This window comes from Mesorhizobium sp. M0159 (assembly GCF_040322295.1).
GTDB lineage: Bacteria > Pseudomonadota > Alphaproteobacteria > Rhizobiales > Rhizobiaceae > Mesorhizobium.
The window spans coordinates 1-11,110 of the sequence record NZ_JAMYTF010000091.1; the positions used below are offsets into that span (position 1 = coordinate 1).

11 protein-coding genes and 2 pseudogenes are annotated in these 11,110 nt (G+C 62.4%); 4 read left to right on the plus strand and 9 right to left on the minus strand.

Features of this window, described 5'->3' with window-relative positions; genetic code table 11:
- From NKJ32_RS34150 to NKJ32_RS34165, 4 genes and pseudogenes are all read left to right on the plus strand, one after another.
- The coding region (locus tag NKJ32_RS34150) for a TCP-1/cpn60 chaperonin family protein (protein WP_352642817.1) at positions 1-323 on the plus strand (323 nt) is incomplete at its 5' end.
- 445 nt (positions 324-768) lie between these two features.
- Positions 769-1,080, plus strand: a complete 312-nt coding sequence (locus NKJ32_RS34155) for an ABC transporter permease family protein (protein WP_352642819.1) — start codon at positions 769-771, stop codon at positions 1,078-1,080.
- 676 nt (positions 1,081-1,756) lie between these two features.
- Positions 1,757-2,935, plus strand: a complete 1,179-nt coding sequence (locus NKJ32_RS34160; protein ID WP_352642821.1) for an HPP family protein — start codon at positions 1,757-1,759, stop codon at positions 2,933-2,935.
- A 226-nt stretch (positions 2,936-3,161) separates the two neighbouring features.
- Positions 3,162-3,370 (plus strand): annotated as a pseudogene (locus NKJ32_RS34165) (biotin synthase BioB); the annotation flags it as partial.
- 519 nt (positions 3,371-3,889) lie between these two features.
- Here the strand turns inward: NKJ32_RS34165 and NKJ32_RS34170 are convergent.
- From NKJ32_RS34170 to pdxR, 9 genes and pseudogenes are all read right to left on the minus strand, one after another.
- Positions 3,890-4,168, minus strand: a complete 279-nt coding sequence (locus NKJ32_RS34170; protein ID WP_352642823.1) for a phenylalanine--tRNA ligase beta subunit-related protein — start codon at positions 4,166-4,168, stop codon at positions 3,890-3,892.
- A 25-nt stretch (positions 4,169-4,193) separates the two neighbouring features.
- Entirely contained in the window at positions 4,194-5,150 is a 957-nt protein-coding gene (locus NKJ32_RS34175) for a trans-sulfuration enzyme family protein (RefSeq protein WP_352830288.1), read from the minus strand.
- Positions 5,151-5,326: 176 nt separating this feature from the next.
- Positions 5,327-5,545 (minus strand): PLP-dependent transferase, encoded by a 219-nt coding sequence (locus NKJ32_RS34180; RefSeq protein ID WP_352830291.1) that lies wholly within the window; start codon positions 5,543-5,545, stop codon positions 5,327-5,329.
- Positions 5,546-5,883: 338 nt separating this feature from the next.
- Positions 5,884-6,420 carry an ester cyclase gene (locus NKJ32_RS34185; RefSeq protein WP_352642825.1) on the minus strand — a complete coding sequence of 179 codons (537 nt, stop codon included), beginning with the start codon at positions 6,418-6,420 and terminating at the stop codon, positions 5,884-5,886.
- Entirely contained in the window at positions 6,417-6,539 is a 123-nt protein-coding gene (locus NKJ32_RS34190) for a hypothetical protein (protein WP_352579567.1), read from the minus strand. Before NKJ32_RS34190 ends, NKJ32_RS34185 begins: the two co-directional genes overlap by 4 nt.
- A gap of 99 nt (positions 6,540-6,638) precedes the next feature.
- Positions 6,639-8,083 (minus strand): annotated as a pseudogene (locus NKJ32_RS34195) (thiamine pyrophosphate-dependent enzyme).
- A 50-nt stretch (positions 8,084-8,133) separates the two neighbouring features.
- Positions 8,134-9,084: a PDR/VanB family oxidoreductase gene (locus NKJ32_RS34200; RefSeq protein WP_352642827.1), complete on the minus strand. Its 951-nt coding sequence runs from the start codon at positions 9,082-9,084 to the stop codon at positions 8,134-8,136.
- A gap of 6 nt (positions 9,085-9,090) precedes the next feature.
- Complete coding sequence (locus NKJ32_RS34205; protein WP_352579575.1) at positions 9,091-9,582, minus strand: MOSC domain-containing protein; 492 nt, start codon at positions 9,580-9,582, stop codon at positions 9,091-9,093.
- A gap of 158 nt (positions 9,583-9,740) precedes the next feature.
- Positions 9,741-11,110, minus strand: a 1,370-nt coding sequence (pdxR, locus tag NKJ32_RS34210) for a MocR-like pyridoxine biosynthesis transcription factor PdxR (protein ID WP_352830294.1), incomplete at its 5' end; no start/stop codon positions are given.

The following is an 11,110-nucleotide window of genomic DNA, read 5'->3' on the forward strand; positions in this document are numbered from 1 at the left end:
CGCTGCAGGCTCCGGCCCGCCAGATCGCGGCCAACGCCGGTGCGGAAGCATCGATCGTTGCCGGCAAGATCCTTGAGAACAAGGGCCCGACGTTCGGCTTCAACGCCCAGACCGGCGAATATGGCGACATGATCGCCATGGGTATCGTCGATCCGGTCAAAGTTGTGCGCACGGCTCTGCAGGACGCGGCCTCGGTCGCCGGCCTGCTGGTCACCACCGAAGCTATGATCGCCGAGGCTCCGAAGAAGGAGTCGGCTGGCGGCGGCATGCCGGCCGGTATGCCCGGCGGTGGCATGGGCGGCATGGGCGGTATGGATTTCTGATCCAGCCCCCTATCAACCTACAGCGGAAAGGGCGGCAGCAATGCCGCCCTTTTTTGTGTGCCGAGCATCGACAGCTTTAGACGTGCAAGTCCTCTACCCAGCCTGATGGCGGCGAAGCGCAACGGCGTCGTCGTGAGACGCGTCTGGCCGTGTCCTTTCGTTCAGCCGCTGGTCGAAACTCACGATGATCGTGCTGCCTTCCGCCGTACCGTCGATCTTTACAGGGCTGCGAGAAGGCCTTCAACGGCTGGCAGACCCTGGTTGCGGTAGAACTCATCGCATCGTTCGAAGGGCTCCGATACCTGATGGCCTATGGTCGTCAGCTCTTTCAATTGGAACCTCGTTCTTTCGGCCATGATCGTGGTCGGCCTGACCGGATTGGTGATCCACGGCCTGCTCACGCTTGCCTGAAACCATCTGCAACGCTGGCGTCCGGAGACCCACGATGAGCCTGATCACGATTGCAGGTCGGGATAGGCTGTCGCACGGCGCTTCCATCGCACCGCCGCCCTTCCGCTCCATCGGCCGACATCTGCGGCCGCTTGCGGTGCCGATGGCGATGCTCGCGATTTGGGAGTTGCTCGCCCATGCCGGCGCTGCTGACCCACGTTTTCTACCGCGGCTGGGAGAGGTGGCGGCCCGCGGCATGGCAGAGTTCAGCCGAGGTGGCCTCGGCTCCAATCTTCTGGCGAGCCTGGAACGTGACCTGATCGGTTTCGTGTGTGGCAGTGTGGCGGAATCGCGCTTGGTCTGGTGATCGGATTTTCCCGCCTCATCGAACGCCTGAGAGGCTCATGGTCGCGGTTGTATTACCGCTATTACGTGACCTGATCACGTTGACGATGCCAGCACCTTCATTGGCCACTTTCTGGACCATGTACGTCACATCAGGCTCCTCCGCCCGATCGACACGAGCCGGCTCTGTAACCAAGCCGCCGTCATATGGCGGTTCCAGGACGGCACTGGCGGCAGTCGTCTTCTCAGCGGCTACAGGTGGACGTTTCAGCATGACGCGAACGAATCCGATGGTGGCAAGGACAGGCAGACCAAGCACCGCGTAGAAGCCGTACTCCGCTGGAGTGCGCCTCGGAAGTGGAGCGACAAGGGCCTGATTTGTCTTGCCGTGCCGACATTGTCAGCACGCTTTTCGAAGCCTCTGAATTTCTTGTGTCCATCCCAGCTCGACTTCCGACCATCCCCATTTCCGGCTGCCTGCGGCACGGTAGCCCTTGGCCTCTTGCTGCGCTCGAGCGGATCAGCGTGTCGTCCGCCTCCTCTGGCTGATCAAAATGTTTGCACCCATTTGGGAATGGCCGCTTCGCGCAAAAGTATTCCCCCGTGAGCCGACTTTCCGAATTGGCTTAACTTCCAAATCTGTGGCTTTGCCTGCATTGCGGACCGCGGAGTTCCGACCACTCGCCCAAGGGTATGCCATGGCGTTTCGTCTCTTTGTTCCGATCCTTGCCGGTGCAACGCTGCGCGAGCGGCTGCTCGCCTGCATCGGGGCCATGATCGGCATCGCATTGACTGGCGTGATCAGTGCGCTGGCGAACGGGTCTGGCCCACATGTCGCACTGCTGGTTGCTCCAATGGGAGCATCGGCCGTGCTGCTCTTTGCCGTGCCTTCAAGCCCGCTGGCGCAACCTTGGTCGATTATCGGTGGCAATACGATTTCGGCGCTGGTCGGGGTGATCGTGGCGCATTTCGTGCATGAACCCGTTCTTGCTACCGGCATTGCGGTGGCGCTGGCCATCGCCGCCATGTCGTTCACGCGCTGCCTGCATCCGCCGGGTGGCGCCGCCGCCTTAACTGCGGTGTTCGGCGGACCGGCCGTCTTCAGCTCGGGCTTACTGTTTCCCTTCGTTCCGGTAGCGCTGAACTCGATCGTGCTGGTCGCACTCGGCTACGGCATCCATAAACTGTCGCGGCGCAACTATCCGCATGTGGCGGCCCCCGCGCTTAAAAGCGCGCATGGAACCATCGATCCGCCCGCGCGGGAGCGGGTCGGCTTCCAGCCCGAGGATATCGATGCCGCGCTCGGCGCGCTGGAGGAAACCTTCGATATCGACCGCAACGATCTTGAGCGGCTGCTACGGCAGGTCGAGTTGCAGGCGATGGTGCGCTCCCACCGGACCCTGCTGTGCGAGGACATCATGTCGCGCGATGTGATTTCGGTCGATGAACATGCGCCTGCCGACCAGGCGCGTCATTTGCTGCTCGATCACAACATCCGGACGCTGCCGGTGACCGACGCCGAGGGCGGGCTGGTCGGTGTAGTTGGCCTGCGCGAGATGACGAAGGCGACCGACACGGTGAGGGCTGTGATGTCGAAGGCTAGCACCGCCTCTCCCGATACGCCGGCGATGAGCCTGCTGCCGGTGCTCACTGACGGCCGCAGCCATGCCGCGGTCATCGTCGATGCCGAGCGACGCATTATTGGGCTGATCACCCAGACCGACCTGCTGGCAGCGGCAGCGCGCGTGCACATGGCCGACACAACGCTGGCAGCGGCACAAAATAGTTCCGCTGCTCAATCCGGGAACCCGATGGGGCGCCGGGATAGCGGTATTAAGTGCGGCCTTCCGCCTAAGACAATTCCTTTTTACGAGTAGATCAATCCTGAAACGCGACCGCGCGCTCACGCATCTGGTTCACGCAGGCCAAGTACGACTGCAATAACGGACACTCTTCAACCTTGCCGGTGGCCAGAGCCAGTCCGCTATGTCGACGAAAGGCGCGGACTACAAGTGGGTCAAGTGTCCTTTCCGATCGTCGTCACAGCAAACACCCTTACGGCAGAACCGGAGGAACAGCATGGACATGCAAACAGCCAGTTCAATGCAGACATCGCCACAGGCTCAATCCCCTGACCCTGGAGCGTGGACTCTGGAGAAGGCTCAGGCACTTCACGATGCCCCCTTCAAAATCTCCTCTTCCTTGCGCAAACCGTGCACCGCCAGAATTTCGATCCCAACAAGGTCCAGCTCAGCCGGCTTCTCAGCATCAAGACAGGCGGCTGCCCGGAGGATTGCGGCTATTGCAGCCAGCGTATCAGAGGGCATCGCGATAAAAGTACGCCAAACAACGCTAAGGAGAACAAACGGTGATCTGATTTCGTTCGACGCTCGTTTTCGAGAGCCGCTCTGGGTCGTTCGCAATCAACTGTGTAGGCCAGCGGAGCGAGCAAGGAGCGCCAGATCTGGACAGGGCTGAGTGGGGTGTTTTTCCCGAAAGGTGGGGGCCATGCCCTAAGGGACACGAGATGTAGTGGACTCGTCGATCCGCGCGGTTTCGATTCGCGCACCCGGGCACAACGCTTGGATAAGTCCCATCAAATGCTCTCCGGTGCCCGTCATCTGTATAGCTGACATTGGGCCGAGGGCTTCCAGCACGAGCCACATGGCGCGGGTATCGACCGTGACCCATGGTGCGCCGCCCCTGCCGCCAGTTCCAGCGGCGGCACGTGACACCGGAATCATCGCACCAGATGACTTCGCCCGGTTGGGGATGCTCGGTTACCATTTCACCTTGCTCGATCGTGTCGAATGGCTCCGCTCCCTTCGCAATTAAAAGTCTCGGGACCCCTGGTAGAGATCGAGATCTTCCCCGCCAATCGGAACGCCATGCAACACGCTGACGGCATTGTAGGCATCAACCAGTGGGGAAATCCGCGGGAGAGAGCCATCTTTCCGCACCCGCTTGAGAAGCGCGGCGGCCGAGCACGGCGTTCGATTGGCTTTTGTGCCGAAAGCCTCGTAGGCAACGGCCCACGCCGCAAGATGCGCGTCCCTTTGGGCGTCATCGCGAAGCGCGGCCTGTTCCGCCGCCGCAATCGTGTCGTTCAACGCCTGTGCATCCGGCACGTCGATTTCAGCGTTCCGCACCACAATCCTGATCAGATGAAAATCCGGGTAGCGGGCCTTGATCTCGGGGGCAATCAATGGGCGGGAAAGACATGGGATGCTCTTTTCTCATGGGGAGGCTTTGCGCTGGCGGTCGTTCGGGAGATGTATGAAGAAGGGTGCTTGTCGAGCGTCCAGATCTTCTGGCATCGGCGTGGTGCATGCCGCACCATGCGCTGGATAATTCCATCATTCGGCCGTGGACAAGGCCTGGTAGAGATCGACGATTATGTTGCGGGTGCTCGAGCCCGACCGAGATGCGCAGCAACCCCGCCGGAGCAATCGACTTTGGTCCTTCTACAGAGGCCCGATGCTCCATCAGCGAATGCGTGCCTCCAAGGCTCGTGGCCCGCACCACAAGATTGAGCCGCCCAGCGACCGTCATGGCTGCCTCGGCGCCGCCTCGAACGATGAAGGAAAGCATGGCACCGTAGCCAGACATCTGCCGCCCGGCCAACTCATGGCCCGGGTCATCGGGCAGGCCCGGAAAGAGAACACTTTCGACTGCCGGATGTTTGCCCAGCGCTTCGGCGACTTTCTGGGCGCCGTCACAGTGGGCTCGCATGCGAACCGGCAAAGACTGCAGCCCACGAAGTGCCAGCCAGCAGTCGAAGGGAGCCGCGACGCTTCCCTTGTGCCGCTGGATCATGCGCAGGGGGCGTTCCAGAGACGCGGCGTCCGGCAAGACGACGACCCCAGCCATCATATCGGAATGGCCACCTATGTATTTCGTTGCCGAATGCATCACGGCATCGGCCTCCAATTCGAACGGGCGCTGGAGGACGGGCGTCGCCCAGGTGTTGTCAACCACCGCAATCGCACCGGCCTCGTGCGCTTTGTCGCAAGCCGCCCGGATATCCACGACACGGATGAGCGGGTTCGAGGGGGTCTCGATCCACACGAGGCCCGTGGGGGCGGCACCCACGGCCGTGCGCAGCGCTCCAGGTCGCGCATGTCGACGGCGACGAAGTCGAACCGGCTTCCGATATCGGTTTCGTCAATCAGCGATCGGATGCCGAAATACATGTCGTCCGGCACGACAATACGATTGCCCTTGCGGGGGTGCGCCTCGAACACCGCCGTAATGGCGGCCATGCCAGACTAGAAGGCGACAGCGGCGTGACCTCCTTCAAGCGCGGCCATCGCCGTTTCGAACGCGTTCCGCGTCGGGTTGGCATCCCTGATATATTCATGGCCCGACGGGTAGCCACCGTCCGCACTCCGTTCGAAGGTCGTACTGGGATGGAACGGGATCGTGACGGCGCCGGTGAAAGGATCGACACCCCGACCCGCATGTATCGCTTTGGTTTCGAGTTGCATGGAGCACCTCCTTAGGTGGATCTGAGATGGAAGACGGCAGGAATGGCCAAAAGCAGACCGATTCCCTGTGTCATTGAAGGCCGCTCGCGCAGAACCTTAATGGCCAGCACGATCGTCGCGACCGGATAGAGCGAGGCGACGGCCGCGGTTTCGGCCAATCCTCGGTGGCGAAAGCCACCATCAGCAACAGGTTTGCAATTCCATCGAGAAGGCTGGCCACGGCGGCAATGCTGAGGCCGCGCGGGCAAGACGCGTGGCTTCGGCACCCCGGGCGGCGAAACCGCCAAGAAAGTCGCCCGCACCGAATGCGACGGCAGCGAGACCCGCAGCCATCACTCTCATGCGTGGAACACCGCAGGATGCGTGGGGCAAATCGCGGATGCGTGTCGACCCGCCCCATTGCGGGCCGTGGTTCCTGCTAAACGGCAATTGCTCCACAGACGATGAGCCGGCGCATCTTCATCGATCCCTGGGTTTGATGACGCGGTTGAAGGGTCCGCCCCGGTCGACGCCGCGCGGAACTCCGGTTGCTCGTGCGCGATGCCGTCGATCCGGCTGATCAGCCCGTGAATGTCGCCCAGCACCCAGAGGTCTCTCACCTTGCCGTCCTCGAATGTGAAGATCGGCATGCCGTACCACCACACGTGCCGACCGGTGGGCGCGCGACCGAACAGCGGACGGCGATGGATTCCGTGGAAGCGGAGCTTCGCCGAGACCCGATTTCCCTCCTCGATCATTTCCAGGATGTCGGATGTGTAGTGATCGAGAGAGCTTGTCACCCATCTGACATAGTCAGCGAACCCACTGTGCCCCACGAGAACCGGGCCGAGCGACCCGCGGAAAGTGAACCCCTCATGAAAGATTGCCGGGATCAAGTCGACGGCCGCGTGATCCCAATGTCCTTGTAGAACACCCGGACGATCTCCTTCTGCGGGCTGAGCTCGATGTCATCGAACGTCATCACCTTCTCGTGCTCATCGGGCGCGATACTCATGAATGCCTCCTTTTGCCGCTTGATATCGAGCGTTCGAACCGGAACGCCTGTGGAACCAGCCGATCCGCTACCGGCCACGGACCATCCGGTAGCTCATGGTCAGGGCAGCGCCTTCCGGTAGCGAATAGCCGGTCCCGCACTGACCGCCTGTGCCGCATGTACGATGGCGTTGGTGTCTAGGCCGTGGTGACGGTAGAGGTCCGCAATCGTGCCGGTCTGACCAAAGTGCTCGACCCCAAGCGCCTTGACGCGATGCCCGTTCACGCCGCCGATCCACGCAAGCGTCGCCGGGTGACCATCAATTGCGGTAACGATCCCGCAATCTCGCGACAGCGGCGCCAGCATCCGCTCGACGTGGCTAAGGGCGCCGGTCATTCCGCGCTGGCGGGCACGCTCCGCTGCCTGCCAGCCCGCGTTCAGCCGGTCGGCTGACGTGATTGCCATCAGCCCGACGTCGCGCCGGTCCTCTGCCAGAAGCCCCGTCGCTGCAATCGCCTCCGGCGCGACAACGCCTTGATAAGCGATCACCACGCTGGCGTTCGGCCCAGGCGGTCGCAGCCAATAGGCGCCATTGACGATATCCCGTGCCAGGTCCGGCCTCATGTCGCGCAGCGGCTGCTCGAGCGGCCGGGTGGACAAGCGCAGATAGACCGACCCTCCGGTCTGATCACGCAGCCATGTCGTCTCGTCCGGATCTCCTTCGCCGTTGCGCTGCATGTAATCGAACGCGAAGCGCATGATCACGGACAGCTCGTCGACGAAGGCCGGTTCGAAGGCGCAAAGCCCATCCTGCGCCATGCCGATCAGCGGGGTGCCGATCGATTGGTGCGCCCCGCCCTCCGGCGCCAGCGTCACGCCGGAGGGCGTGGCGACCAGCATGAAACGCGCGTCCTGGTAGCAGGCATAATTCAGTTGATCGGCGGAACGATAGATGAACGGGTCGTAGACCGTCCGCCCTCCCGGATCACGGCGTCGAGCGACTGGCGGTTGTAGTCCACGATCCACCAGCAGTTCCGTAGCCCGTGCTTCCAGCCCTCGATCAGGGCTTCGTAGATGTTGCCCCCGTCCATTTCGGCATCGCCGATCAGGCTGATCATCCGACCCTCGGGGCGGCCCTTCATCCAGCCATGGGCCGAGACGTAGTCCTGCACCAGCGAGGAAAACAGCGTCTGCGCGACGCCGAGACCCACCGACCCGGTCGAGAAATCGACATCGTCGATGTCTTTGGTCCGTGAAGGGTAGCTTTGGGCGCCCTTGTAGCCGCGAAAGTTCATGAGCTTTTCACGGGTCTGGTTGCCGGCGAGATACTGGAGTGCGTGGAAGATCGGCGCCGCGTGAGGTTTGACCGCCACCCGGTCCTGCGGGCGCAGCACCGATCCGTAGAGTGCAGTCATGATCGTGCTCAGGGAGGCTGAAGAAGCCTGATGGCCGCCGACCTTGATCTCATCTCCCTCGCGGACGTGGTTGGCGTGGTGGATCGTCCAGGCTGCGAGCCAGGAAGCGCAGCGCTCGATCTCGTTCAAATATGCAAGTTTCGTCATCATTCACTTCCCCGAAAATCAGCGGTCGGACCGATGCCTCCCAGAGTAGATCGTCAAAGATCGAGCTTCAGCACGCCCGTCGCGCGTGACACGCAGGGGATGAAGCGATGGCCGCGTGCGTCTTTGGACAGGACGGAATCCCGATGGATCGGCTGTCCACTAAGCATAACGCATTCGCAGGTCCCGCAAACCCCGTTCTCGCATGAGGCCAGTAAGGGCACCCCGGCGGCGCGCAGAGCCGCGAGCGCCGTGGTCTGCGCCGAAACCTCAACCATCCTGCCCTCACGGAGTTCTATGACGAATGGTTCCGGTGGTGCGCCATCAAAGTCGGGAGGCTGGAAAGTTTCGAAATGAACCGTGCCCTCAGGCCAGTGTTCAGCCGCCCGCCCCACGGCGGCCATGAATCCGGGCGGTCCGCAATAGTAAACCTGTGCCTCGGCCAAACGGTTCGCCAGCAGCGCGGCGATGTCCTGCCGGGTCGCCGTCTCGTCGTCGAAATGGAGCCGAACATTGCCGCCAGGAAGATCGCCCTCGATCACCGGCAAGAGTGGCGTGAGCGCCCGGCTGCGGGTGAAATAGTGCAACTCGAAGGGCTTGGCCTGCCGGGTGAGCGCGCGCGCCATGGCCAGAACCGGGGTGATCCCGATCCCCCCTGCCAGCAGCAAAGTCGGCCCCTCGCCTGGCTTGAGCGCAAAATGGTTGCGTGGCGCGGAGACAGGCAGTGTGGAGCCGACGGCAATGGTTTCGTGGATCCACGCCGAGCCGCCACGGCCGTCATTCTCGCGCTTCACCGCGATGGTGTAGCGGCTGAGCTCGGTCGGGTCGCCGCAAAGAGAATACTGACGCACCTTCCCTTCAGGCAGATGGACATCGACGTGAGAACCCGCCTCGAACGGCGGCAGCACAGGTTTGCGCGGGTGTTTGAGGCCGATGACCAGTACTTCCCCCGGCTCCTTGCGGACAGCGGTCACGGTCAGCTTCATGACGATGCGGGGCGAGGCCATGGCGTTTCACTCGTCGATGGGCAAGATCAGATCACCGGGGCGGATCACGCCCCCGACCTCGATTGCGCAGTTCAGGCCGGAGCGGTTCAGAAGCCCGTCGTAGAGACCCGGAAGCCCCAGCAACTCCTCGATATACTTGCACGGGACATTCATCCGGGCGGCTCTAAGGATCGTTTCCCCGACCCGGAAGCGTTTGCCGACAAGATGGCCTAGCGGAGCGCCTCGTGTCGTCAGATTGCGCCGGTGATCTTCGGGCGCAAGCTTGGCCTTGAAGCCCGGTATCCTGGGTTCGCCCTGCGCGATGGCTTCCAGAACTTCAGCTTCGATCAGCGTCACCTCGCGAACGTCGGGACGCGCCGAATAGGTCCCCGCCCCCAGGTAGTAGCGATCTCCGACAATGCCTTGGCCGGCAATAAGCTGCGCCTCCGCTAGCTCCTCCATTTCATAGGAGGCAGCAGGCGCGATATGGATATGAAGCAGCTTTCCTAGCCAGGTCATCATCGCTCTCGGAAATTCGTCTCGTGGAAACCTGCTGCAAAACTGGCCTGATCAATAGCGCCAGTTGCATGGCGTTTTCCCGGTCCAGTTGGCTGTTGCAAAGAAATACGGGGCCCCCTCGGACCGTTTTCAGCGCCTGCTTTCGACCTCCCCCTGTCTCAGTTGTTCCGCGCCGGCATCGCGTCTTGCACCTGCTTGACAACCTCTCGCAGGACCTCAACGCCCTTCCCGATCTGCCTAATGCTCAAGGCGGCATATCCCATGACAAGACCGACGCGATCCGCGCGGCCTTCGTCCGATGGCTGTTCGTATAGCGGCGAGATCAGGTGTAGCCCCAAGCCCGCACGTCGGGCGGCTTCGACCAGTGCCGGTTCCTGCGATCGTGGCAGGTCTTTGAACCAAACGGCGACGTGCAGACCGGCCTCTGCTCCCTGGACAGCGATGCGATCTCCGAAGCTGCGCCGCAAGGCGCCCAACAACGTCTCCCGACGCTCGCCGTTCAGCCTGCGCACACGCCGCACATGGCTTTCGTAGCCGCCACTCTCGATCAAGGAGGCCAGAGCCTCCTGTTCAGCCACCGGCGAATGCCGGTCCGCGAATTGTTTGGCGGTAGCGAAGACCTCCTGCAATTCCGTCGGGACGACGAGATAGCCGATACGCAGCATCGGCGAGAGCGTTTTGGAGATCGTGCCGAGGTAGATGACAGCCCCGTGGTCTTGAAGACTGTGCAGCGGAGGGACCGGATTGATGTCGTAACGATATTCGCTGTCGTAGTCGTCCTCGATCACATAGGCGTTGTTATGCCGCGCCCATTCCAGAAGCTGATGGCGGCGCGCGATCGGCATGACGCCGCCCAGCGGAAACTGATGCGATGGCGTGACATAGGCCAGTCGTGCCCCGATCCCCGCCAGCAATTCCGTCTTCATCCCGTCCTCGTCGACGGTGACCGGGACGGCCGAGGCACCCGTACTGGCAAAGACCTGACGCGCCATCCTGTAGCACGGGTCCTCGATGACGAAGCGGTCGGCGGCATCGAGAAGCAGGCGAGCGCACAGATCGAGGCCCTGCTGCGAACCGTTGACGATGATGATCTGCTCGAGGTCGCAGTTCAGGGTTCGGGCGCGCCAGAGATAGCCCTGGAGCGCCTGGCGCAGCCGGCGCGAGCCACGAGGATCGTCATAGGCAAGACGCAACGGCCGCTGCCCCATCGCCTCGTTCATCGCACGTTTCCAGACCAATGCGGGGAAGTCTGACGGCGCCAGGTCGCCATAGCGGAAATCGACCTTCAGCCCGGTCGGCAGATAATCCGGCCAGGGCGGCGTGACGCGCAGTCGTTCGCCATAGGCGGACAGATGAACCGGGCCGACTCGCTTCGCGACAGTGCGGCTCGTCTCAGGACCGATCAGCGAGGATGCAACGCGAGGTCGTGCGCCTTGACGGACTTCGATGAAACCTTCCGCAGCCAGTTGCTCATAGGCGACCGTCACCGTCGTTCGCGAAACCCCAAGGTCATTTGCGAGGCCTCGGG

Excerpts from the sequence above, each read along its gene's own strand:
- NKJ32_RS34180 (WP_352830291.1), bottom strand. The coding sequence starts at position 5,545 with ATGCAACTCGAAACCAAAGCGATACATGCGGGTCGGGGTGTCGATCCT.
- NKJ32_RS34160 (WP_352642821.1), top strand. The coding sequence starts at position 1,757 with ATGGCGTTTCGTCTCTTTGTTCCGATCCTTGCCGGTGCAACGCTGCGC.
- NKJ32_RS34205 (WP_352579575.1), bottom strand. The coding sequence starts at position 9,582 with ATGACCTGGCTAGGAAAGCTGCTTCATATCCATATCGCGCCTGCTGCC.
- NKJ32_RS34190 (WP_352579567.1), bottom strand. The coding sequence starts at position 6,539 with ATGAGTATCGCGCCCGATGAGCACGAGAAGGTGATGACGTTCGATGAC.
- NKJ32_RS34155 (WP_352642819.1), top strand. The coding sequence starts at position 769 with ATGAGCCTGATCACGATTGCAGGTCGGGATAGGCTGTCGCACGGCGCT.
- NKJ32_RS34200 (WP_352642827.1), bottom strand. The coding sequence starts at position 9,084 with ATGGCCTCGCCCCGCATCGTCATGAAGCTGACCGTGACCGCTGTCCGC.